Raw genomic sequence first — 21,463 nt, 5'->3', positions numbered from 1 at the left:
GAAGCCAATTGAAACAAAAGAGACCGAAGTATATGCAGATTATTGACGCAGCTGTAATTGTGATTGCAGAAAAAGGCTATCACCAGGCTCAAGTTTCGAAAATTGCTAAGCAGGCTGGGGTGGCTGACGGTACCATTTATCTTTATTTTAAAAATAAAGAAGATATTCTTATTTCTTTATTTAAAGAAAAGATGGGTCAGTTTATCGAACAAATGAATGAAGAAATGAAAGTGAAAAATTCAGCAACAGAGAAGCTTTCCTTGTTTATCAAAAAGCATTTTCAACTGCTGAGTGGAGACCGACATTTGGCGATTGTGACCCAATTAGAACTTCGACAGTCCAATTTGGATCTGCGTTTAAAAATTAATGAAATTCTGAAGAGTTACTTAATGATTTTAGAGGATATCATCACCGAAGGAAAAGAAACTGAAGAATTTAGACGTACACTTGATGTTCGTTTAGCAAAACAGATGATTTTCGGAACAATTGATGAAACGGTGACAACTTGGGTGATGAATGATCAAAAATACGATCTGCCACAACTGGCAGACAGTATTCATGAACTGTTAATTCATGGTTTCAGCAGTGGTGAAAAAGGGGGAATCTAGATGAAGACTTTATCGCTGTCAACAGAAGGCCATATTGCGGTGATCACCATTCAGCATCCGCCTGCAAATGCGCTGTCTACAAAGGTGTTAACAGATCTTTCTGACTGTCTCGATCAGCTTAAAGAGGATCGAAATGTAAGAAGTATCGTCATTCATGGGGAGGGAAGATTTTTCTCAGCAGGTGCTGATATTAAAGAATTTACTTCATTAATGGAACAAGCTGATACAAATCTCGCCAATAATGGCCATCAAGTTTTTGAAAAAATTGAATCCTTTCCAAAACCGATTATTGCAGCTATTCATGGAGCTGCTCTTGGGGGCGGACTTGAGCTTGCAATGGCTTGCCATATTAGAATAGCAGAGGAAAACGCGAAGCTTGGACTTCCAGAATTAAACCTCGGAATTATTCCAGGTTATGGAGGAACACAGCGTCTCCCGAAATATGTTGGAACCGCAAGAGCGCTTGAAATGATCGGAACATCTGAACCGATCTCTGGAAAAGAAGCATTTTCATATGGACTGGTGACCATTTTAGCAAAAAATGAAGCTGAAGTTCTTCTAAAGGGCAAAGAACTCGCAACTAAATTCGCAGAAAAAAGTCCACAGACACTGGCATATGTGATCGAATTGCTTTATGCAGGGAAAAGTCATTCTTATGAAGAAGGCCTAAAGCTCGAAGGAAAGCGTTTTAGCGAATTATTTGGATCTAAAGATGCACAAGAAGGGATACAAGCTTTCCTAGAGAAACGGAAACCGCATTTTAAGGGAGAATAACAAGAAAACATGGGGGATGAAAAGATGAACATTTATGTCTTAATGAAACGCACGTTTGACACAGAGGAGAAAATTCAGATTGATCAAGGACAAATCAACGAAGATGGTGCGGAATTTATTATCAATCCTTATGATGAATACGCAATTGAAGAGGCACTTCAACTAAAAGAGGAACATGGTGGTGAGATTACAGTCGTCACTGTTGGTGAAGAAGAATCTGAAAAAGAGCTTAGAACAGCTTTAGCAATGGGGTGTGATAAAGCTGTTCTGATCAATGTTGAGGATGACTTAGAGGAATCTGATCAATATACGGTTTCATCGATCCTCTATCACTATTTAAAAGACCGTGAATTTGACATCATTCTTGGTGGAAATGTGGCTATTGATGGTGGTTCGGGACAAGTTGCACCACGTTTGGCTGAATTGCTTGGGATACCATGTATTACAACGATTACAAAACTGACCGTAAATGGCAATGAAGTTGAAGCAGAACGTGATGCAGAGGGTGATCTTGAAATCATCGCAACGTCCCTGCCCCTAATTGTCACTGCTCAGCAGGGATTAAATGAACCTCGTTATCCTTCACTACCGGGAATTATGAAGGCAAAGAAAAAACCTCTTGAAGAACTGGAATTGGATGATCTTGATCTAGATGAAGAAGATGTTGCTCCGAAAACGAAGACGATTGAAAGATTTTTGCCGCCAGAAAAAGAAGCAGGTAAAATTCTTGAAGGTGATCCAGAACAACAGGCAACAGATCTTGTTTCATTACTGAGAAGCGAAGCAAAGGTCATTTAAAGTTAACGGGATATGAACGGTTATTTAAAAAACAGGGGGAAATAGACATGAGCAAAAAAGTGATTGTGTTGGGAGAATGCCGTGACGGCTCATTAAGAAATGTTACCTTTGAAGCGTTAGCTGCTGGAAAAACGATTGCAGAAGACGGAGAGGTCATCGGGGTTTTAATTGGCGAATCTGTTTCAGATTATACAAATGAAATGATTCATTATGGTGCTGATAAAGTTCTAATTGCTGAAGATCCAGCTTTAAAAACTTACACGGCAGATGGTTTTTCTCAAGCATTTCTGGCTGTGTTTGAACAAGAAAAACCAGATGCAGTGGTTTTTGGACATACAGCAATGGGCAAAGACTTATCTCCGAAACTTGCAGCCCGCATGGATGCTGGGCTAGTCTCAGATGCGATTAATGTGAGCGTAACTGGTGGGAATATTATTTTTACTAGACCAATTTACTCTGGTAAAGCATTTGAAAAAATAGTTTCGACAGATCAACCGATTTTGGCAACAATTAGACCGAATAACATTGAACCGTTTGAAAAAGATGAGAATCGAACAGGAACGGTTGATAGCATTTCCGTAAACTTGAAAGACATTAGAACTGTGATTAAAGAAGTGGTTAAAAAGACATCCGAAGGTGTCGACTTATCTGAGGCGAAAATTATTGTTGCCGGTGGACGTGGTGTCAAAAGTGCAGACGGCTTTATACCTTTACAAGAGCTGGCAGAGGTGCTTGGAGGTGCAGTAGGTGCTTCACGCGGTGCATGTGACGCAGATTATTGTGACTATTCGTTGCAGATTGGTCAAACTGGCAAGGTTGTGACACCTGATCTATATATCGCTTGCGGTATTTCAGGAGCGATTCAGCATCTGGCCGGGATGTCTAACAGTAAAATTATTGTAGCCATCAATAAAGATCCTGAAGCAGATATTTTCAACATTGCAGATTATGGCATTGTTGGAGATTTATTTGAAATCGTGCCGCTTTTGACAGAAGAGTTTAAAAAGCTGAGTGTCAACACTTAAAAAAAGCCCGGCCAGCTGGTCGGCTTTTTTTTATCAGCCTAAAAATGATAGGTGTAAAACGTTACAAATGGGGAAACGTATATTCAAGAAGCAATATGTTAGCGTGAAATAAAGGGAGATGCTATACTAAAAAGCATAATTTCACAATTGGAGGAATGAAAGAATGGCTATCGTAAAAGCAACAGATCAAACATTTTCAAATGAAACAAATGAAGGTGTCGTTCTTGTAGACTTTTGGGCGCCTTGGTGTGGACCTTGCAAAATGATTGCCCCTGTACTTGAGGAACTGGATCAGGAAATGGGAGACAAATTCAAAATTGTAAAAATTGATGTTGATGAAAACCAGGAAACAGCAGGCAAATACGGTGTGATGAGTATTCCGACTTTACTTGTACTAAAAGACGGTGAAGTAGTTGAAACATCTGTCGGATTTAAGCCAAAAGAAGCATTGGAAGAACTGGTCAACAAACATTTATAATATAAGGGAGTAAGGGCGATTCCGTTGGGATCGCTTTTTTTATACGATATAAAACCCCCAGTTGTGGAGAACATATGATTTGTCATGGTAAACTATAAGCAAGTAAATCGAAACAAGGATGGGTTTTGATGAATAAAATAATTAAAGAAAAACTTGCGATTCTTCCTGATCAGCCGGGCTGTTACTTGATGAAAGATAGGCAGCAGACCGTCATCTATGTTGGGAAAGCGAAAATATTGAAAAATAGAGTTCGTTCCTACTTTAGCGGTTCTCATGATGCGAAGACACAGCGGCTCGTCAGTGAAATAGAAGATTTTGAATATATTGTCACCTCATCGAATATCGAAGCACTGATCCTCGAAATGAATTTAATTAAAAAATATGATCCTAAATATAATGTGATGCTAAAGGATGATAAAAGCTATCCTTTCATCAAAATCACCAATGAACGGCATCCAAAACTCATTGTGACCCGAAATGTTAAAAAAGATAAAGGGCGCTACTTTGGTCCATATCCAAATGTACAGGCCGCAAGGGAAGCGAAAAAACTACTCGATCGTCTCTATCCGCTCAGAAAATGTGCAAAGCTGCCAGACCGTGTCTGTTTGTATTATCACCTAGGGCAGTGCCTGGCTCCATGTGTTTATGATGTATCAGAAGATACTAACAGACAATTGACCGAGGACATTAGCCGCTTTTTGAAAGGTGGTTATAGTGAAGTCAAAAAAGAACTCGAAACAAAAATGATGGAGGCAGCTGAACAGCTTCAGTTTGAACGAGCAAAAGAATACCGCGATCAGATCGCTCATATTGAGTCAATCATGGAAAAGCAAAAGATGACAATGAATGATTTAGTAGACCGCGATGTCTTTGCATATTCATATGATAAAGGATGGATGTGTGTTCAAGTTTTTTTTGTCAGACAGGGAAAGTTGATTGAAAGAGATGTCAGTATGTTTCCCTTATACAGAGAGGCAGAAGAAGAGTTTCTAACATTTATTGGACAGTTCTATTCGAAAAATAACCATTTTATCCCGAAAGAGATTTTGGTACCTGACAGCGTTGATAAAGAAATGATTGAAGCACTTTTGGAAGCAAATGTCCGTCAACCAAAAAGAGGAGCGAAAAAAGATCTGCTTCTACTAGCCCATAAAAATGCAAAACTTGCTTTGAAAGAAAAATTTTCACTTATCGAACGAGATGAAGAACGGACAATCGGCGCAATCGAAAAACTGGGCAAAGCGCTTAACATTTACACACCATTCAGAATTGAAGCATTCGATAATTCAAATATCCAAGGAACTGATCCCGTGTCAGCGATGATTGTTTTTCTTGATGGTAAGCCGCATAAAAAAGAATATCGAAAATATAAAATTAAAACGGTTGAAGGACCTGATGATTACGGTTCAATGCGTGAAGTAGTTAGAAGAAGATATACACGGGTTTTAAAAGAAAATTTGCCACTCCCAGACTTGATTTTAATTGATGGGGGAAAAGGGCAAGTTTCAGCCGCCATTGATGTCCTTGAAAACGAACTCAACCTTAATGTTCCTGTAGCAGGTTTGGTCAAGGATGATAAACACCGAACAGCAAATCTTGTCATTGGTGATCCACTTGAGATCGTACAGCTTGAACGGAATAGTCAGGAGTTTTATTTACTTCAGCGCATTCAAGATGAAGTACACCGATTTGCAATCAGCTTTCATAGACAGCTGCGGGGAAAAAGCGCCTTTCAATCTGTGTTAGATGGCATTCCCGGTGTTGGTGAACAACGGAAAAAATTATTGTTAAAACACTTCGGATCTGTAAAAAAAATGAAGGAAGCAAGTGTTGAGGATATACAAAAAGCCGGAATTCCGCAAAAGACAGCACACCTGATTATTGAAGCTTTAAAAAAATAGTATTGAATTTTTAAAAGGGATCTGGTAAAATCTTTAATAATTTCATAATGAAGATCGTGTAATATGGTGAAGATAGAGGTGCGAACTTCAAGAGTAGGCTTTCTGAGAAAGGTGGATTTCGAGGAAGAAAGTTGAAAGGGGAGCGTCGCCGAAGCGAATAAACATCCATCTGTTGTATTTGCTGGCTTTTTATTGAATAAATGAAAGGCTGTCAAGAAAGTCTCTTTCTTGGAGGGCTATCTCGTTGTGTATAACATCGGCATTTTTGTTGATTAAAGCAATGGGGGACTTCTCTCATTGTTTTTTTGTTTGCAAAAACTGTAAAAGCTTTCTCCATACAAATATGCACGAACGAAATTAAAAAGGGTGGTATGAGATGGGGCTTATCGTTCAAAAATTTGGTGGAACTTCAGTAGGATCGGTGGAAAAAATTTTAAATGTGTCCAACCGTGTCATTGAAGAAAAACAAAGGGGCAATGATGTTGTCGTCGTTGTTTCAGCTATGGGAAAATCAACAGATTCACTCGTCGCACTTGCTAGAGAAATGGCTAAGCAGCCAAGCCAACGAGAAATGGACATGCTTTTGACAACCGGAGAACAAGTAACCATTTCTTTATTGACAATGGCATTACAAGAAAAGGGGTACCATGCTGTTTCATTTACAGGGTGGCAGGCCGGTATCCAAACAGAAAGTATTTATGGAAATGCGAGAATTACCCATATTGAAACAACGAAGCTGAAAAACCATTTAAAAGAGGGAAAAATCGTTGTTGTCGCAGGATTTCAAGGGATCACTGCCGAAGGAGAAATCACAACGCTTGGCAGAGGTGGTTCTGATACTACAGCTGTTGCACTAGCTGCTGCCCTAAAAGCGAACAAATGTGATATTTATACAGATGTGCCAGGAGTTTTTACAACAGATCCACGTTATGTGAAGACAGCTAGGAAGCTTGACGGAATTTCCTACGACGAAATGCTTGAACTTGCTAATCTTGGAGCTGGTGTCCTACATCCAAGAGCTGTTGAATTTGCAAAGAACTATGAGGTCACTCTGGAAGTTCGGTCAAGTACAGAATTAACAGCAGGCACACTAATTGAGGAGGAATCACCAATGGAGCAGAACTTAATCGTAAGAGGAATTGCGTTTGAAGATCAAATGACACGTGTCACGGTATGTGGGCTTTCGAGCGGATTAACGACATTGTCTACTATTTTTACAACGCTTGCTAACGAAAATATCAATGTGGACATTATTATTCAATCTGTCACAAATACAAGTGAAACATCAATCTCATTTTCCGTCAAAACAGAATGTTGTTCCAGAACAGTTCAAGTCCTTGAAAAATACAAAGATGTATTGAATTATAAGCAGATTGAAACTGAAAAGAGTCTTGCTAAAGTATCGATTGTTGGCTCCGGCATGATTTCTAACCCTGGTGTAGCTGCGAAGATGTTTGCGGTTCTTGCAGACAACAATATTCAGGTTAAAATGGTGAGCACCTCAGAGATTAAAGTATCGACTGTCATTCCTGAGAACGATATGGTAAAAGCTGTTGAAGCTTTGCATGATGCATTTGAGTTATCAAAAATCACTGTAGAAAGTAAGTAAATCGTCCAAGAAGAGATACTGGGACACGTTTGGAGATTATGGTGGATTTGCATGAAATCAACTGTCGATCGCTTTGTCAACTACAGCAAAACAGATAAAGAGGCTGGAGAAGCCTCTTTATCATGACCTTAGCTTGGATCTTGTAAATCCCATTTCACTGTTAAAACAACTTTTTCCGCTCTTTTTTTAACTTGTTCATATGATTCTGTAATGTGTTCATTCATCAGCTGAATTTGTTCGGCGATAAATCCGGCTTCGAGCTGAAAGCAAGGTTCTTTTTGAAACTTAAGCCGATTTGAGACTAGCGGGCCTTCAAGTTCAAATTCCAGCTCCTGTTTTTTTGAATAGACCATTGTGAGAGTGCCCCAGCCTGCATCATGAAAAAACGCAGGGATATCATTCCATGAGTCGAGTGGGAATTTTCGGGCTAGGTGTTTGCCTGCCCAATACATCATATCAGTATGGTCTTGTCCCAGCATGTCTGGTAGCACGATTTCTCTGATTAGTTCGTAAGCATATGCGGAGACTTCCAGTTCTTTTAATTTTCCTAAGTTTTCTTCATATTTCTTCATATCTAATGACTCCCCTCTTTCCTTCGTTTATTATAGCTTAAATGGGGTAAAAGATTACAGAAAAGATGAACTTTTGAAAAGAAAAATTTGATATATTTGTTTTCTAATAAAATAAAATTTTCCAAAATATCTTTAAGTTTTAGAAAATTACAATTTATGAACGCGTTTTCTTGACGCGTTTTTCTCATAGGAGTAAAATGAAATTGTCATAAAAACTTAACAAAGTGCTATTGAAGACAAATGGGGATAGGAGGCCTTTCAATACGGATGCACTTATCAACTAGGGGGTAAAGCAATGGCCGGGAACAGAGAGTTTGCGTATCGGAGACTACATTCTTTGCTTGGGGTCATACCGGTTGGCATTTTTTTGATTCAACATTTAGTTGTCAACCATTTTGCGGCAAGGGGAGAGGAAGCATTTAATCGTGCCGCTCATTTTATGGAAAGTCTGCCTTTTAGGTATGCTTTAGAAATATTTGTTATTTTTCTTCCGCTTGTCTATCATGCTGTTTATGGCATATATATAGCATTTACAGCAAAAGTGAACACGAATAAGTTTGGTTATATGAGAAACTGGATGTTCGTTCTACAGCGGTTTACAGGAATTATAACTTTAATATTTGTCAGCTGGCATGTCTGGGAAACACGGATTGCTGCCCAAATGGGGGCGGAAGTAAATTTTGACATGATGGCTCATATTTTAAGCTCCCCAATGATGCTCGGCTTTTACATTGTAGGTGTCCTTTCAACAATCTTCCACTTCTCAAACGGTTTATGGTCGTTTGCTGTCACTTGGGGAATTACCGTTTCTCCGCGATCACAGCGAATATCCACGTTTGTGACAATGGGAGTCTTTGTTGTGCTGTCCTATGTAGGACTGAGAGCGATTTTGGCATTTGTGTAAAAGAACTAGATTACTAGAGGGAGTGGGCTTGGCATGAGTAATTCAAGCATCATCGTTGTCGGCGGAGGACTTGCAGGTCTGATGGCGACTATTAAAGCAGCGGAAAAAGGAACAAGTGTAAAACTATTTTCCATTGTTCCAGTAAAACGCTCACATTCAGTATGTGCGCAAGGTGGAATTAATGGTGCGGTTAATACAAAAGGGGAAGGTGACTCTCCTTGGGAGCATTTTGATGATACGGTTTATGGAGGCGACTTTTTGGCTAATCAGCCGCCAGTTAAGGCGATGTGTGAAGCCGCTCCATCGATTATTCACTTGCTTGACCGCATGGGCGTAATGTTTAATAGAACACCTGAAGGTCTCCTCGATTTTCGACGATTTGGAGGAACTCAGCACCATCGGACGGCATTTGCTGGAGCAACAACAGGACAGCAGCTTCTTTATGCACTTGATGAACAGGTCCGTCGCTTTGAAGTTGAGGGACTTGTGACAAAATATGAAGGCTGGGAATTCCTCGGTGCTGTGCTTGACGATGACAGAACATGTCGCGGTATCGTCGCACAAAATTTAACAACAATGCAGATTGACTCTTTCCGTTCGGATGCTGTTATTATGGCAACTGGTGGACCGGGAATTATCTTTGGAAAATCAACAAACTCAATGATCAATACAGGTTCTGCAGCTTCAATCGTCTATCAGCAAGGTGCATATTATGCAAATGGTGAATTTATTCAAATTCATCCAACTGCAATTCCGGGGGATGACAAACTGAGACTGATGAGTGAATCAGCCCGTGGAGAAGGTGGACGGGTCTGGACTTATAAAGACGGAAAACCTTGGTATTTTCTTGAGGATAAATATCCAGCTTATGGAAATCTGGTACCGCGTGATATTGCGACCCGTGAAATCTTTGATGTTTGTGTTAGACAAAAACTAGGAATTAATGGCGAGAACATGGTATATCTCGACCTTTCCCATAAAGATCCGAAAGAGCTTGATATCAAACTGGGTGGTATTATTGAAATCTATGAAAAATTTATGGGAGACGATCCACGTAAGCTGCCAATGAAAATCTTTCCGGCTGTCCATTACTCTATGGGTGGATTGTGGGTCGATTATGACCAAATGACAAATATCCCGGGACTATTTGCCGCAGGAGAATGTGACTATTCCATGCACGGTGGAAATCGTTTGGGGGCAAACTCGCTCTTATCTGCAATTTATGGAGGAATGGTAGCGGGACCAAACGCTGTAAAATATGTTCAGGGATTAGAAACATCTGCTGAAGATTTTTCTTCTTCACTTTATGATCGTTATATTAAACAAGAAGAAGAAAAATGGACAGACATTATGAAGATGGATGGCGATGAAAATGCCTATGTACTTCATAAAGAGCTTGGCGAATGGATGACTGATAATGTGACGGTTGTTCGACATAATGACAAACTATTAAAAACAGATGAAAAAATTCAAGAAATCATAGAACGTTACGAAAATATCAATATTAATGATACAGCAAAATGGAGTAACCAAGGTGCTGTATTTACACGTCAGCTTCGCAATATGTTGCAACTAGCAAGGGTAGTCACGATTGGTGCATACAATCGAAATGAAAGTCGTGGTGCCCATTATAAACCAGATTTTCCTGAACGTAATGATGAGGAATGGTTAAAAACAACAATGGCTCAACATAAAGGGGAGTTTGAAGCACCGAATTTTTATTATGAAGATGTTGATGTTTCATTAATCGCACCACGTAAACGGGATTATTCGAAGAAGAAGGTGGCGAAATCATGAGTGAAAAAAAGACCATCAAATTTATGATCACTCGTCAGGAAACTGCAGACTCCACTCCTTATCAGGAAGAGTTTGAAATTGATTATCGGCCGAATATGAACGTCATTTCTGCTCTAATGGAAATTAGAAGAAAACCTGTAAATGCAAAAGGAGAAAAAACCACACCAATAGCTTGGGACATGAACTGTCTGGAAGAAGTGTGTGGAGCTTGTTCAATGGTCATTAATGGAAAACCAAGGCAGTCTTGTACAGCATTGATTGACAAACTTGAACAGCCGATTCGCCTAGAGCCGATGAAAACCTTCCCAGTTGTCCGCGATCTTCAAGTAGACCGGAGCCGGATGTTTGATTCGTTAAAAAAAGTAAAAGCATGGGTTCCGATTGATGGCACATATGATTTAGGGCCTGGACCAAGAATGCCTGAAAAAAAACGGCAATGGGCTTATGAACTATCAAAATGTATGACTTGCGGGGTTTGTCTTGAAGCGTGTCCAAATGTTAATGATAAATCAAACTTTATTGGGCCTGCCCCACTTTCACAAGTTCGTTTGTTCAACACCCATCCAACAGGGGCGATGAATAAGTCTGAACGGTTGGAGGCCATTATGGGAGACGGCGGCTTGGCCAATTGTGGAAACTCACAAAATTGTGTTCAGGCATGTCCGAAAGGAATTCCTCTCACAACATCAATCGCAGCATTAAACAGAGATACGACCGTTCAAGCATTTAAAAACTTCTTTGGAAGCGACCACACAGAGTAAAGAACGCACCTCTTCTGTTTTGAAGAGGTGTTTTCATTTTTAAAAAGGGGGTGGAAAACATTGAGACTACCAGGCTATATAGAGGAGCCACTTGAAGAATGGTGTGAATCATTTCGCTTTTTTGATGAAGTAAATGTTCGTTTTTCGGAAACAGATATGTTTGGACATATGAACAATGTGACTCCATTTATCTATTTTGAGGAAGCAAGAATTGCTTACCTTAAACAATTAGGGATCGAAATGGATGGGAGACACACCGGTGCAATCGTAGTGGTTGCCAGCCAGCAATGTGATTATTTCAGACAAATCATGCTTCATGAGACATTAAAAATTGGTGTTAAAACAGCATCTGTCGGTACAACTTCAGTTATGCTTCATTACTTAGCAAAAAATGAAGAGGGAATCCCTTGTTTTACAGGTAATACTGTCATTGTAAAAATCGCAAAAGATAAAGGAACCCCTGCAAGCTGGACAGATGAAGAAAAACAAAAATTATCTAGTTTAGACATTTCCTGAGAAATAATTGAGGAGGGGAAGAATGAAGACAGCGGTGGTGGTAGGCGCCAGTTCCGGAATTGGTAAAGCTCTCGCTCGAAACCTGTCAGCAAAAGGAGTTCAATTAGGGCTTGTGGCAAGACGAGAAGAATTGTTAATAAAATTACAACAAGAACTACCCAATTCTTCATCTATAAAGAAAGTAGATGTGGCTGACAGTGAACAGGTCAATAAACAACTAACAGATTTGATGAATAAAATAGGAAAAGTGGATGCAGTTTTTATTTGTTCTGGTGTCGGATATTTAGAACATGAACTGAATTGGAAAAAAGAAAAAGAAACGATTGATGTAAATGTGACTGGATTTGTAGCATGTTCAAACCTGTTTTTAAATCACTTTATTCAAAATGGGCATGGTCATCTCATTGGCATATCGTCGATTGCCGCCCTAAGAGGAAACGGCCACGCCGCCACCTATAACGCTTCAAAAGCTTTTGTCTCAAACTATTTACAAGGTCTGAGACAAAAAGTGAGGAGGTTTAAAAGAGATATCGTGATTACTGAAATCCAGCCTGGTTTTGTCGATACAGCAATGGCAAAAGGAGATAAGCTGTTTTGGTCCGCTTCTCCTGAGAAGGCGGCAGAGCAAATCATTAGGGCTGTTCAAAAAAAGAAAGCACATGTATATGTTACGAAAAGATGGCGGCTAATCGCTTGGATTTTAAAATGCCTTCCTTAAGTTAAGGCAGTAAAAGAGAAAAATAGGTGTCTGCGTTTTTGCTTTTCTCCTTCAGAAGCGTCACCGACCTTATGAATATTTCATATGATATCACGACTATATCGAAACCCATTCGTTTCAGATCAGCTCTCACCTTAGCAAGGAGGGTTACAATACTTGAAGGAGAAAGAGTTTCAATCAAAGCCGCTGCTAACAAAGAGAGAAAGAGAAGTGTTCGAATTGCTCGTTCAAGACAAAACAACAAAGGAAATCGCAAGCGAACTCTTTATAAGTGAAAAAACTGTTCGTAATCACATTTCCAATGCTATGCATGACTGTGGCAAACCGGATCAGAGCCTTTATAGGCTCTTTTTTGTTAGATGATGAGGCGAACTTTGTTGAAGTACATATCTAAACGGATTTTGGCAAATGGTTCAGATACTTTAAATGTCTTGGCAATGACATGAGCAGCGTTATATAGATTATGGGGAATTTTCATTTTTCGGAGCATGAAAGTGGGAATACAAAAGTGATATGAGAAATAATTTGCTTGGTATTCAAGATAGTCTGTCCAAAATCTAGGCATTGTTTTTTCATCACCTTCATGTCTGAAGAGATGGCACAATTCATGAGAAAAATCATCCCATTGTTCATGATTATTTTTTCTGTCATCTAATGAAATCGTATACATTTCATTGTATTTAAAAGAAAAGCTAGGAGCAGACTTGAGTACAACTTTAATATTCAATGCCTCAGCAATACGATCTAAGCTGATTTGCTCGGGTTGAGTGATGTTAATTTTTTTGTACAGGTTTTCAATCCAATCTTCTAAGTGACTATTAGTATACACCAAACTGACTACCCCCTCAAATAACAATAACTAAAATTCGGAAAATATTTCCCTCTATTTAATTATAAGTAAAAATACCCTTATTTAACAGTGAGAAAAGAGAAAAATTTCCTAGTTGATGAACGCGTATGTTCTATTTTAGCGCAAAAGAAAAATCCCTTTTTTAGAGGGATTTATTTGTAAATCATTACTTCACATTAACAGTAAATGTAACAGTTTTATTTTTCATAAAGTCTTCTGTTGTTACATCACCAAAGTTCAACTTAATTTTTTTGACTTTATCAATATCAATTTCTTTTCCTTCTGGTACGGCAAATTCAAGTACACCATCCTGTTTCACGCCGCCTTGAACTTCTCCACCGACTTCGCCATCAGTCAAAAACATGTTGGCTTCTAATTGCATATCTCCTACAACGGCTTTACCTTGATCAGGATAAAAGTTTAATACTTTTTTAGTCGTATTTTCGAGGTTGATACCGACATTCACTTTATCCTTCATAATTTTAATATCGCCTAGGTTTACCTTCATGCCTAACGCTTCAGTCTTCTGGCTGCTCGCATCAATTTTCTTAGAGTTGTCATCGTTCTTTTCTTCTGTCTTCTTGTCTTTGGAATTATCTGCCCCTGTTGATACATCATCTGTTGATCCGCAGGCAGCTAAGACCAGAGCAAGACCAAGAGATAAGAATAAAACAAAAAACTTCTTCAATTAAAGCGCCCCCTGTTCATAATGATTTCGTCTTTAATAATAGGACAAAAATCACTATGTTTCAACAGGATATTACAAAATTGTTAATATTTGAACTTTAATATGTCAGATGATAAAGGTTCTCAATAGGTAATACTCTTCTGTCTTGTTTTTGGACTCAGAACCACCAGTATTTAGTGAACAGTGATAAACGGTTTCAAACCTCATTTTTTCCGAAAGAGAATCCAGATCCAATCCCAATGAGAATCCAGATGAAAGTAAAGGCTCAAACCATTGATATTAAAGGATTTATCGGCTTGTAAAATTTAACTTTCCCGAAGATGATACTGATCCAATCCGGATGAGAATCCAAATCTTATTAGTAAACAGAATTTAAACAGAATAAACAAAGATATATATGCAATTGCAATACCTTTGCTTAATCAGATTTTTTTTTTGCGGCCTTCCTTTAATTGTTCAACAATAATTTCAAGAGCAGCATCAACAATTTCATCAGTGACTTTACCATCACGGGCAGCGATGAAGAATTTTGGGTCATTCAAAATCTTCTTTGCTTCTTCGGTATATACTTTTTCTTGAGTTTCTTTACTTTCACCTCTAAGCAGGAAGTCGACAGTAACGCCGAAAAAATCGGCAATTTTTATAAGAGTCTCATAATCCGGTTCTCTTCTATTTTGTTCGTACATGCTAATAGTGCTTTCAGCAAGCCCTAAATACTCACCAAATTTTTTTTGAGAAAGGTCTGTCCTCTTTTTTCTCAGTTCTTTAAGACGATCTCCAAATTTCATATTCATCACCTTTATAAATAGTATCACGAAACGTGAATTTTATAAAAAAACTTCACAAAATGTATTGACTTTACATTTCGTGCGGTTTAATATTGTAACTGAGGAACAACACGAAATGTAAAGGGGGATTGAGAATGGATAAAAGAATTAATGGTGCAAAGTTGTTAAAGCTCAGAGGAGATAAACCGCGTTCATTCGTTGCAAATGACCTTGAAATAAGTGAAAGTACTTTGGCTATGTATGAATCTGGTCACCGCACACCCCGTGACGAAATAAAAATTCGTATAGCTAATTATTATAAAACGACTGTACAAGAACTTTTTTTTGAAGATCAACTTCACGTTTAGTGTTGATGTGTGATTATACCATACTCCTATGGTCAGTCCAACTGTCCAACGTGAATACATTGAAGTGAGGTGATCTTAATGGCAAAAGAAAAAAAGAAAAAGAAAACAAACCTCAAAGTTGGAAAAGAAGTATACGGCACGATGGATCGAGAGGAGTGTTTCAGAAAAGCATTTGAGCCTTACTTCACGACAGATAAAGAATTAAAACTCAAAGTTTAAATCATTTTTTTGCTTTCCCTTTTTTTATGGGACAAGCCCTCAGGAGGTTATAGCATGAATCAAATCCAAACATTCAAAAATGAAATATTTGAAGTTGCTGCCAAAATTGAAACCGATCAGATTTTATTCGATGTTGAACAAGTCGCAAAATCGTTAGGGATTACAGAGATGAAAAACGGCAAGACATACGTGATGTGGAGAAGGGTTAATCAGTACATTAAACCTTTCGGCACTTGTGCCGAAAATTCCCCACAAGTGGGGAAAGGCGATTTCATCCCCGAACCACTAGTCTATAAGCTAGCATTCAAAGCAAAAAATGAAGTGGCAGAACAATTTCAAGATTGGCTAGCGATTGAAGTCATCCCAACCATAAGAAAAACAGGCCAATATGGCGGCCCGAGAATTTTATCTGAAAGAGAACAGCGAATCGAATCTCTTAAACTCTTACTTGAAACATCACAGCGTCAAGACGAGATGCAAAAAGCCTTGGACAATCATGAAAATAAGCTGATTGAGCTGAACACAAAAGTGGATGAACAAATCACACTTGACCACGGAGAACAGCGTAGGCTTCAAAAAGGCGTTGCACGCCGAGTCTATTCTTTCACGGATGACAAAACACAAGCGGCCAGGCTTTTTAAGGAATTGTATCGTGAAATCAAAGACCGGTTTGGGGTTGCTAGCTATAAAGATTTGAAGCGTATGGAGCTGTTCACCGCGATCAAATATATTGAAAGTTGGGTTCCTCGTAAGGTTTCTTAAAACCTTTGTGAGTCCCCCTATTAATAAATATTACCAATGAAAATCCAATAATTCAGGAGGCGAACAAATGTCGAACAATCCATATAATCTAGCGAATTTATACAAGATTCTCCATATGGAGAGAAAGAAAGCTTGTTTAACCCAATTTCAAATGGGGAGGTTGCTTGGAAACAAGGATCAATCGTATGTCTCAAACGTTGAAAATGGTCTGATTACATTAACGCCTGATCTTTGTATTAAGTGGTTTAAAGCATGTGAAGCCTATGAACATATTGATCTTGTACATTATCTTTTCAAGCTTCATCCTGTGGCAGCGGCTCCAATAGATCCGGCTTTAAATGAGAGCGTAAGTACCGCAGTCATCAATATGGTTCATCAGTTAGAAGAAGCCTTGCAAGCAACCAAGCATTTAGCCCAATGGGTGGCAAAGGATCGACCGGGACGTACTGAGGAGTTGCCGATGAATGAGATCAAACAGATTTTTGACTTGATCCCAGCCAATAAAACATTGATCTACTCGTTATCTAGAAGCCATGGTCTCAACATGCAAAAGTTAGCTGATAAATGGACTAAGAAAGCATTGGTGGATCAAGTGGCGATGAGAAAAAAGGAGGCAGTGTTGGCATGAATACAAACGATTTTTTTAAAGAAGATATCCCACGGGCGAAACGGAAAATAGAATCAGCTGAGGAGTTATCAACCATGCTTTCAGAAGCATTAAGAGATAGTGACTATGAAGAGGCGATAAGTTTAGCCGGAAGCATCAAAGTGTTAACTGAGGATATCAGCCGTCTAGCAAACAAAGGGAAATTATATCAAACAGCTATGAAGATGCAACAAAGAGGAGTCAACCTTGCAGTCATCCGGAGGTATGTCAATTGATGGTTCACTTTATTCATAAACCAGTCAAAGCGTTAGAAGTTCGAGCATGGTGTGCAAGAATACGAAACTATCCAGAACTACATATTTTATGGGACGAACGAGCAGCCAATTACAGAAAGGAGCTTTCAAATGATGATTGAAAATCCAATGGTTTTAAACAACTGGCATGACAAACTCACAGAGTCGGAATCAAAAAAGGATTTCTTTGGTGATGAAGTGATGCCAACGGATGATTATGTCATTGATTGTGGAGAAGTGATTTTGATAGAGAACTTGGAAAGATACTTAAAGGAGCAACTTGGGTTTGAATTTTTTGCGGGGCAATAAAAAAAGAGCCCACAAGGGATGGTGGGCCAAAAATCAAAAAAATAAAAATAACGATGATAGTAGTCTATCAAATAATTTTTAAATAATCAAGGAGGTTTTTAATATGGCAAAAGCAATCACAGCACCATTTAGCGAAAGATCTGGTGATCAAGATCGGCTTTCACAGGTTGGTGGTTCTATCTTTATCGATAAGAGAGGAAAGGTTCTATTTCGTTTTCCCTCTATGGATGCTTATCGAGAATGGCAAAAGCTAGGCACAGAAGCCTATAAAAGAAAGGTGGAAGCAGCAAAATGAATGGATTATCTATGGTTGATTATTCAGACTATGTTCCGGAAAGCGAGCAGACCACAAGCGTCACTACAGAAGCAATAGTAAGCCGTCAGGCGCAAGAAGTACAGGCAGCTATGGTTATTGCAAAAAAGTTTCCTCGTGATGTTTATGCAGCTTTTGAACGCATTAAGAAAGCCTGTGAAAGAAGATTGTTAGCAGAAAATGCAGTCTATGAATATCCGCGAGGGGGTTCAAAAGTATCTGGTCCTTCTATTCGACTGGCTGAGGCTTTGGCACAGAACTGGGGAAACATTGATTATGGCATCATGGAATTAGAACAAAAGGCCGGGGAATCCTCTGTAATGGCTTACGCTTGGGACCTTGAAACAAACACTCGACAAACAAAGATTTTCACTGTTAAACACGAACGGAAAGCACGGGGGAAAATTACAAAACTTGATGATCCACGGGATATTTATGAAATGGTAGCAAACCAAGGAGCGCGCCGTGTTCGTGCCTGCATCCTTGGTGTTATCCCAGGGGATATAGTGGACGCTGCGGTCGATATGTGTCAAAAAACCTTAATTAGTGGACATAAAGAACCTTTGGAAGACCGGCTGCGAAATGCTATGACGCTCTTTAAAAAAGAGTTTGGTGTGACAAAAGAAATGATTCAAGAGTACATCGGTAGCAACTTAGATGCATTTACAGAACAAGACTTTTTGAAAATAGGTCGCATCTACACTGCCCTACGTGATGGTATGGCTAAAAAAGAAGATTACTTTAACACAAAAGCAACAGGTGCAACCAAATCTAAGGTAGAGGAAGAATTCAAAAAGCAGAAAGAGAAAACAGGAGATCAAAAGGCGGGTGATCCTGCTAATGCGGACGATTCCGATGCTGACCAAGGAGAATTATTACTCTAACGAGATTGATCAATATTACATGTCCAATTCGCAATATAAAAGCTTTCTAAAGTGCGAGGCTGCAACTATGGCTGAGATTAACGGAGAATGGAACCCTCCAACTTCGGAGGCCCTTCTCTTCGGCCAGTACGTTCATGCTTGGTTGGAAGGAGAACAGGCTTTCGATGAATTCAAGAAAAACACGCCTTCTTTATTCACTCAAAAAGGCCAACTATACAAGCAGTATCAATTGGCGGATTTGATGATTGAATCTATTCACAATGACGACCTTTGTATGTTCGTTCTTTCAGGAGAAAAAGAAGTGATGATTACAGCAGAGTTGTTCGGTGTTCCTTGGAAAGGCAAGATTGACGTTTATAATTCTGCTGGCGGACGTTTCGCGGACTTAAAAACGGCCCGATCCTTACGTGAAAAAGTATGGGACTCAGAAATAGGTTATTGCTCTTTTGTAGAGGCGAACGGTTATTTAACTCAAATGGCACTATACGCAGAATTGGAAAAACGGATGACAGGCCGTTCAGAATGGCTTGAACCGTTGATCGTTGGAGTTTCAAAAGAAGATCCGCCTGATAAAGCTGTAACCAATATAGATGAAGCTCGAATGGAAATTGAACTTGAGGACGTTGAAAAGCATATGGAGCGGATTATTCAGGTGAAATACGGTGGAGAAAAGCCAAGACGTTGCGGAAAATGCAAGTATTGCCGCGCGACAAATCAACTGGATAGCATCATTCACTTTTCGGAGTTAGTCAGTTAAAAGCTCAGTGATAGGAAGTAGGTGAGCAGCTTGGATATGGAAGGGTTGGGGTATGTCATCCTTCCTCGTCTACCCTTTAATAATGGGCGTGATGAGACTATATACGATTATTTATTTAAAAAAGCGGAGTATAGGCTTGATGGCAAATTAGATCCTGGTCAGACGGTCATTAAAGTTGTAGAGCTGGCAAGACGCTTTAATTGGTCGCCTGATCAGATCAAATACTCACTAGATCGTATGGTTAAACAGAAATATTTGCAGCTGGATAGGCTGCCACAAAAACGTGGCTTTGTCGTAACGATAGTAAATTATTCGGAATACATACAACTAGGAAATTACAACAAGAAAAAAGATCCTGATCCAAGTAATCAGTCCGAAAACAGCAGACAGAAGGGAGAAACGAAATTGAGTAATCCATTTATGTTTTTCGAGGAAGAAGGGTTTGGCTACCTATCATCTTTCATGTCTGAAAAGCTTAATAGTTTAATAGACGATTATGGTGAAGAAAAGGTGCTAGATGCAATGAAAGAGGCTGTCATACGAAATGCCCGAAATCTGGCTTATGTTCAGCGAATCCTACAATCAAATGAAATGAAAAGTAAGGAGTGGGGAAATGGCTATCCAGCATATAAAGCAGACGAAAAAAACGGTCAGTATAAACAAGGCATTTCAAAACATGATGCAAAACCTCCGCAAAAAGTCAGCTCAATATTCGGCACAGGTCGTCTCCGAAGAAGAGGCTGATTATGAATGTGCAACCTGTAAAGACCGTGGCATTATCGTTTATCGAGTGCATAAAGACACCGAATGGAATTTAGACGAAAAGCTAAATCTTTTAGTTCCAGAGGAAATGGTTCCAGAAGATGATTTCCTGACCGGTAAGGTTTGTACGCCTGACAAAGCGAGGGAATGGAAAGACACCTATTCCAAACAATGTGAGTGTGTGAGACAAAAGAAAACAGCCCGTCTCATGGCAGCAAGCGGCATCACAGAAGAATTTGAAAAACTAGTCTTTGGAAATTTTAAAACGGAGGGTAAACCCGACATGATCAAGGAGGCCTATGATTGCGCAATAGAGTATTTCAAGGACTTTGAAAACATCCGCGGAAAACGTTCAAACAGTATTGCCTTACTTGGTCAACCTGGCAGCGGTAAGACACACCTTTTAACAGCCATCATGAACAACCTCATCAAGAAGAAATCCATTCACTGCCTGTACTTCCCATACGTTGAAGGTATGGGAGCCCTAAAAACTGATTTTGACCAGCTTGAAACAAAACTTGACACCATGCGAAAAGTCGCTGTGCTCTTTATCGATGATTTATTCAAGCCGGCTAAGGGACAGCCAAGAGCAACCGAATGGCAAATTGAACAAATTCAATCCGTCGTGAATTATCGGTACTTAAACCATCTACCCTTATTGATCTCTTCAGAACTTACAACGGACGAGCTGCTTGATATTGACGAGGCTCTCGGCTCACGAATCCATCAAATGTGCCGAGATTATACAGTGATCATCAAGGGTGACCGGATGAAATTAAATCATAGATTAGGAGATTGAAAATGAAAAACTATCACATCATTCCATTGATGCCAGGAGTATACGAATTGTCGCCAAGGAAGCTAGGGAAAGGTAAAGACCTGACACCAGTTATTAAAATGCTAGAAGAGAAAATGCGAGAAATGGAAAAAGCGATAAAGGAGAGCGCCTAATGGGTGTGTATATCATGCTTGATCACTGCAATTTTGATTGGAAGCCCGAGGAAGTGAAAGAAGTTGAATCTTACTGGCAGGGCGGTTTACCCATTGAAAAAATCGCAAAGATCGTTAAACGGCCAGTGAAAGAAGTTTTTCTCTTACTCTATGATCGTGCGGAATTGGGGCATATCAGGGAAAGAGAAGGTGGGATATTCGGTGTTTGAGCTAATAAAAGCTGTATTTGAGATCTTATTGCTGGCCGGATACAGAGAAAAACAGATTCAGCAATGGATTAAGGATGATGGGAGGTAGGAGAATGAACATTATCAAGATTCGTTACACGTTCAGGCATAAAGGCAGCGGCAACATTGAAATGAAATGGTACAGCATCGGGCAATTGGAAGCAAGGGCAGCGGCTGAACTATCTCCGGTGTTTTCCGATGAATATGAACTAATCAGCCGGGATTTATACACCGGATTAAAGGAC

The 21,463-nt window shown here is 39.4% G+C and carries 31 protein-coding genes and 1 riboswitch; of the genes, 27 read left to right on the top strand and 4 right to left on the bottom strand.

What is annotated here, in order from left to right:
* Positions 1–8: 8 nt before the first annotated feature.
* The 7 genes from PDT38_RS14410 (at position 9) to PDT38_RS14380 (ending at position 7,193) form a co-directional block, all read left to right on the top strand.
* Positions 9–608: a TetR/AcrR family transcriptional regulator gene (locus tag PDT38_RS14410; RefSeq protein WP_270802587.1), complete on the top strand. Its 600-nt coding sequence runs from the start codon at positions 9–11 to the stop codon at positions 606–608.
* Positions 609–1,382 (top strand): enoyl-CoA hydratase, encoded by a 774-nt coding sequence (locus PDT38_RS14405; protein ID WP_270802586.1) that lies wholly within the window; start codon positions 609–611, stop codon positions 1,380–1,382.
* Between the two features lie 24 nt (positions 1,383–1,406).
* Positions 1,407–2,180, top strand: coding sequence for an electron transfer flavoprotein subunit beta/FixA family protein (locus tag PDT38_RS14400; RefSeq protein ID WP_270802585.1), 774 nt, complete (start codon positions 1,407–1,409; stop codon positions 2,178–2,180).
* A 47-nt stretch (positions 2,181–2,227) separates the two neighbouring features.
* Complete coding sequence (locus PDT38_RS14395; RefSeq protein WP_270802583.1) at positions 2,228–3,205, top strand: electron transfer flavoprotein subunit alpha/FixB family protein; 978 nt, start codon at positions 2,228–2,230, stop codon at positions 3,203–3,205.
* Positions 3,206–3,368: 163 nt separating this feature from the next.
* On the top strand, positions 3,369–3,683 hold the full coding sequence (gene trxA, locus PDT38_RS14390) for a thioredoxin (RefSeq protein WP_270802581.1): 315 nt from the start codon (positions 3,369–3,371) through the stop codon (positions 3,681–3,683).
* Positions 3,684–3,811: 128 nt separating this feature from the next.
* A complete protein-coding gene (gene uvrC, locus PDT38_RS14385; RefSeq protein WP_270802580.1) occupies positions 3,812–5,584 on the top strand; it encodes an excinuclease ABC subunit UvrC in 1,773 nt (590 codons plus the stop codon).
* A 65-nt stretch (positions 5,585–5,649) separates the two neighbouring features.
* Positions 5,650–5,831, top strand: a riboswitch (Lysine riboswitch).
* Positions 5,832–5,960: 129 nt separating this feature from the next.
* Positions 5,961–7,193, top strand: coding sequence for an aspartate kinase (locus tag PDT38_RS14380; protein ID WP_270802578.1), 1,233 nt, complete (start codon positions 5,961–5,963; stop codon positions 7,191–7,193).
* A 128-nt stretch (positions 7,194–7,321) separates the two neighbouring features.
* Here the strand turns inward: PDT38_RS14380 and PDT38_RS14375 are convergent, their stop codons facing one another.
* Entirely contained in the window at positions 7,322–7,765 is a 444-nt protein-coding gene (locus PDT38_RS14375) for a YslB family protein (RefSeq protein ID WP_270802577.1), read from the bottom strand.
* A 295-nt stretch (positions 7,766–8,060) separates the two neighbouring features.
* Between PDT38_RS14375 and PDT38_RS14370 the strand changes: the two genes are divergently transcribed.
* The 6 genes from PDT38_RS14370 (at position 8,061) to PDT38_RS14345 (ending at position 12,824) form a co-directional block, all read left to right on the top strand.
* Positions 8,061–8,669 (top strand): succinate dehydrogenase cytochrome b558 subunit, encoded by a 609-nt coding sequence (locus tag PDT38_RS14370; protein ID WP_270802576.1) that lies wholly within the window; start codon positions 8,061–8,063, stop codon positions 8,667–8,669.
* 33 nt (positions 8,670–8,702) lie between these two features.
* A complete protein-coding gene (gene sdhA, locus PDT38_RS14365; protein WP_270802575.1) occupies positions 8,703–10,466 on the top strand; it encodes a succinate dehydrogenase flavoprotein subunit in 1,764 nt (587 codons plus the stop codon).
* Positions 10,463–11,227, top strand: a complete 765-nt coding sequence (sdhB, locus tag PDT38_RS14360) for a succinate dehydrogenase iron-sulfur subunit (protein WP_270802574.1) — start codon at positions 10,463–10,465, stop codon at positions 11,225–11,227. The genes sdhA and sdhB overlap by 4 nt, the downstream gene beginning before the upstream one ends.
* A 60-nt stretch (positions 11,228–11,287) precedes the next feature.
* A complete protein-coding gene (locus PDT38_RS14355) occupies positions 11,288–11,743 on the top strand; it encodes an acyl-CoA thioesterase (RefSeq protein ID WP_270802573.1) in 456 nt (151 codons plus the stop codon).
* A 22-nt stretch (positions 11,744–11,765) separates the two neighbouring features.
* Positions 11,766–12,461 (top strand): SDR family NAD(P)-dependent oxidoreductase, encoded by a 696-nt coding sequence (locus PDT38_RS14350; RefSeq protein ID WP_270802572.1) that lies wholly within the window; start codon positions 11,766–11,768, stop codon positions 12,459–12,461.
* A gap of 156 nt (positions 12,462–12,617) precedes the next feature.
* The gene (locus PDT38_RS14345; RefSeq protein WP_270802571.1) at positions 12,618–12,824 is read left to right on the top strand and encodes a helix-turn-helix domain-containing protein; all 207 of its coding nucleotides are present in this window, start codon (positions 12,618–12,620) and stop codon (positions 12,822–12,824) included.
* Here the strand turns inward: PDT38_RS14345 and PDT38_RS14340 are convergent.
* From PDT38_RS14340 to PDT38_RS14330, 3 genes are all read right to left on the bottom strand, one after another.
* Positions 12,817–13,293, bottom strand: coding sequence for an ImmA/IrrE family metallo-endopeptidase (locus tag PDT38_RS14340; RefSeq protein WP_270802570.1), 477 nt, complete (start codon positions 13,291–13,293; stop codon positions 12,817–12,819). The two genes, PDT38_RS14345 and PDT38_RS14340, sit on opposite strands and share 8 nt — an antisense overlap.
* A gap of 184 nt (positions 13,294–13,477) precedes the next feature.
* Entirely contained in the window at positions 13,478–13,999 is a 522-nt protein-coding gene (locus PDT38_RS14335) for a hypothetical protein (protein WP_270802569.1), read from the bottom strand.
* 422 nt (positions 14,000–14,421) lie between these two features.
* Positions 14,422–14,787 (bottom strand): helix-turn-helix domain-containing protein, encoded by a 366-nt coding sequence (locus PDT38_RS14330; protein WP_270802568.1) that lies wholly within the window; start codon positions 14,785–14,787, stop codon positions 14,422–14,424.
* A gap of 134 nt (positions 14,788–14,921) precedes the next feature.
* Here PDT38_RS14330 and PDT38_RS14325 point away from each other — a divergent pair, with 134 nt between their 5' ends.
* The 14 genes from PDT38_RS14325 (at position 14,922) to PDT38_RS14260 (ending at position 21,200) form a co-directional block, all read left to right on the top strand.
* A complete protein-coding gene (locus PDT38_RS14325) occupies positions 14,922–15,134 on the top strand; it encodes a helix-turn-helix transcriptional regulator (RefSeq protein WP_270802566.1) in 213 nt (70 codons plus the stop codon).
* A 78-nt stretch (positions 15,135–15,212) separates the two neighbouring features.
* Positions 15,213–15,353: a hypothetical protein gene (locus PDT38_RS14320; RefSeq protein WP_172296879.1), complete on the top strand. Its 141-nt coding sequence runs from the start codon at positions 15,213–15,215 to the stop codon at positions 15,351–15,353.
* A gap of 54 nt (positions 15,354–15,407) precedes the next feature.
* Positions 15,408–16,115 (top strand): ORF6C domain-containing protein, encoded by a 708-nt coding sequence (locus PDT38_RS14315; protein WP_270802565.1) that lies wholly within the window; start codon positions 15,408–15,410, stop codon positions 16,113–16,115.
* Between the two features lie 67 nt (positions 16,116–16,182).
* Complete coding sequence (locus tag PDT38_RS14310; RefSeq protein ID WP_270802563.1) at positions 16,183–16,743, top strand: helix-turn-helix domain-containing protein; 561 nt, start codon at positions 16,183–16,185, stop codon at positions 16,741–16,743.
* Positions 16,740–16,997, top strand: a complete 258-nt coding sequence (locus PDT38_RS14305) for a YqaH family protein (protein WP_270802561.1) — start codon at positions 16,740–16,742, stop codon at positions 16,995–16,997. Before PDT38_RS14310 ends, PDT38_RS14305 begins: the two co-directional genes overlap by 4 nt.
* Positions 16,994–17,137, top strand: a complete 144-nt coding sequence (locus PDT38_RS14300) for a hypothetical protein (RefSeq protein ID WP_394356283.1) — start codon at positions 16,994–16,996, stop codon at positions 17,135–17,137. The genes PDT38_RS14305 and PDT38_RS14300 overlap by 4 nt, the downstream gene beginning before the upstream one ends.
* Positions 17,130–17,324, top strand: coding sequence for a YqaI family protein (locus PDT38_RS14295; protein ID WP_394356290.1), 195 nt, complete (start codon positions 17,130–17,132; stop codon positions 17,322–17,324). The genes PDT38_RS14300 and PDT38_RS14295 overlap by 8 nt, the downstream gene beginning before the upstream one ends.
* 103 nt (positions 17,325–17,427) lie before the next feature.
* Entirely contained in the window at positions 17,428–17,619 is a 192-nt protein-coding gene (locus PDT38_RS14290) for a hypothetical protein (protein ID WP_270802557.1), read from the top strand.
* The gene (locus PDT38_RS14285; RefSeq protein WP_270802555.1) at positions 17,616–18,521 is read left to right on the top strand and encodes a hypothetical protein; all 906 of its coding nucleotides are present in this window, start codon (positions 17,616–17,618) and stop codon (positions 18,519–18,521) included. The genes PDT38_RS14290 and PDT38_RS14285 overlap by 4 nt, the downstream gene beginning before the upstream one ends.
* Positions 18,478–19,278, top strand: coding sequence for a PD-(D/E)XK nuclease-like domain-containing protein (locus PDT38_RS14280; protein ID WP_317134958.1), 801 nt, complete (start codon positions 18,478–18,480; stop codon positions 19,276–19,278). Before PDT38_RS14285 ends, PDT38_RS14280 begins: the two co-directional genes overlap by 44 nt.
* A gap of 30 nt (positions 19,279–19,308) precedes the next feature.
* Entirely contained in the window at positions 19,309–20,022 is a 714-nt protein-coding gene (locus tag PDT38_RS14275) for a DnaD domain-containing protein (protein ID WP_270802553.1), read from the top strand.
* Positions 19,955–20,839 (top strand): ATP-binding protein, encoded by an 885-nt coding sequence (locus tag PDT38_RS14270; protein WP_270802857.1) that lies wholly within the window; start codon positions 19,955–19,957, stop codon positions 20,837–20,839. The genes PDT38_RS14275 and PDT38_RS14270 overlap by 68 nt, the downstream gene beginning before the upstream one ends.
* Positions 20,840–20,841: 2 nt before the next feature.
* Positions 20,842–20,991: a hypothetical protein gene (locus PDT38_RS14265; protein WP_270802552.1), complete on the top strand. Its 150-nt coding sequence runs from the start codon at positions 20,842–20,844 to the stop codon at positions 20,989–20,991.
* Complete coding sequence (locus PDT38_RS14260; protein WP_270802551.1) at positions 20,991–21,200, top strand: hypothetical protein; 210 nt, start codon at positions 20,991–20,993, stop codon at positions 21,198–21,200. Before PDT38_RS14265 ends, PDT38_RS14260 begins: the two co-directional genes overlap by 1 nt.
* The last annotated feature ends 263 nt before the right edge of the window (positions 21,201–21,463 follow it).

It is taken from the genome of Bacillus changyiensis (assembly GCF_027706145.1).
Classification (GTDB): Bacteria; Bacillota; Bacilli; order Bacillales; family Bacillaceae; genus Bacillus; species Bacillus changyiensis.
This window is presented reverse-complemented; position numbering and strand designations above follow the sequence as displayed.

Excerpts from the sequence above, each read along its gene's own strand:
- PDT38_RS14295 (WP_394356290.1), top strand. The coding sequence starts at position 17,130 with ATGATTGAAAATCCAATGGTTTTAAACAACTGGCATGACAAACTCACA.
- PDT38_RS14325 (WP_270802566.1), top strand. The coding sequence starts at position 14,922 with ATGGATAAAAGAATTAATGGTGCAAAGTTGTTAAAGCTCAGAGGAGAT.
- uvrC (WP_270802580.1), top strand. The coding sequence starts at position 3,812 with ATGAATAAAATAATTAAAGAAAAACTTGCGATTCTTCCTGATCAGCCG.
- PDT38_RS14260 (WP_270802551.1), top strand. The coding sequence starts at position 20,991 with ATGGGTGTGTATATCATGCTTGATCACTGCAATTTTGATTGGAAGCCC.
- PDT38_RS14330 (WP_270802568.1), bottom strand. The coding sequence starts at position 14,787 with ATGAAATTTGGAGATCGTCTTAAAGAACTGAGAAAAAAGAGGACAGAC.
- PDT38_RS14395 (WP_270802583.1), top strand. The coding sequence starts at position 2,228 with ATGAGCAAAAAAGTGATTGTGTTGGGAGAATGCCGTGACGGCTCATTA.
- PDT38_RS14380 (WP_270802578.1), top strand. The coding sequence starts at position 5,961 with ATGGGGCTTATCGTTCAAAAATTTGGTGGAACTTCAGTAGGATCGGTG.
- PDT38_RS14270 (WP_270802857.1), top strand. The coding sequence starts at position 19,955 with ATGATGCAAAACCTCCGCAAAAAGTCAGCTCAATATTCGGCACAGGTC.
- PDT38_RS14280 (WP_317134958.1), top strand. The coding sequence starts at position 18,478 with ATGCGGACGATTCCGATGCTGACCAAGGAGAATTATTACTCTAACGAG.
- PDT38_RS14375 (WP_270802577.1), bottom strand. The coding sequence starts at position 7,765 with ATGAAGAAATATGAAGAAAACTTAGGAAAATTAAAAGAACTGGAAGTC.
- PDT38_RS14350 (WP_270802572.1), top strand. The coding sequence starts at position 11,766 with ATGAAGACAGCGGTGGTGGTAGGCGCCAGTTCCGGAATTGGTAAAGCT.
- PDT38_RS14265 (WP_270802552.1), top strand. The coding sequence starts at position 20,842 with ATGAAAAACTATCACATCATTCCATTGATGCCAGGAGTATACGAATTG.
- trxA (WP_270802581.1), top strand. The coding sequence starts at position 3,369 with ATGGCTATCGTAAAAGCAACAGATCAAACATTTTCAAATGAAACAAAT.
- PDT38_RS14305 (WP_270802561.1), top strand. The coding sequence starts at position 16,740 with ATGAATACAAACGATTTTTTTAAAGAAGATATCCCACGGGCGAAACGG.
- PDT38_RS14310 (WP_270802563.1), top strand. The coding sequence starts at position 16,183 with ATGTCGAACAATCCATATAATCTAGCGAATTTATACAAGATTCTCCAT.
- sdhA (WP_270802575.1), top strand. The coding sequence starts at position 8,703 with ATGAGTAATTCAAGCATCATCGTTGTCGGCGGAGGACTTGCAGGTCTG.
- PDT38_RS14320 (WP_172296879.1), top strand. The coding sequence starts at position 15,213 with ATGGCAAAAGAAAAAAAGAAAAAGAAAACAAACCTCAAAGTTGGAAAA.
- sdhB (WP_270802574.1), top strand. The coding sequence starts at position 10,463 with ATGAGTGAAAAAAAGACCATCAAATTTATGATCACTCGTCAGGAAACT.
- PDT38_RS14315 (WP_270802565.1), top strand. The coding sequence starts at position 15,408 with ATGAATCAAATCCAAACATTCAAAAATGAAATATTTGAAGTTGCTGCC.
- PDT38_RS14400 (WP_270802585.1), top strand. The coding sequence starts at position 1,407 with ATGAACATTTATGTCTTAATGAAACGCACGTTTGACACAGAGGAGAAA.
- PDT38_RS14405 (WP_270802586.1), top strand. The coding sequence starts at position 609 with ATGAAGACTTTATCGCTGTCAACAGAAGGCCATATTGCGGTGATCACC.
- PDT38_RS14370 (WP_270802576.1), top strand. The coding sequence starts at position 8,061 with ATGGCCGGGAACAGAGAGTTTGCGTATCGGAGACTACATTCTTTGCTT.
- PDT38_RS14290 (WP_270802557.1), top strand. The coding sequence starts at position 17,428 with ATGGCAAAAGCAATCACAGCACCATTTAGCGAAAGATCTGGTGATCAA.
- PDT38_RS14285 (WP_270802555.1), top strand. The coding sequence starts at position 17,616 with ATGAATGGATTATCTATGGTTGATTATTCAGACTATGTTCCGGAAAGC.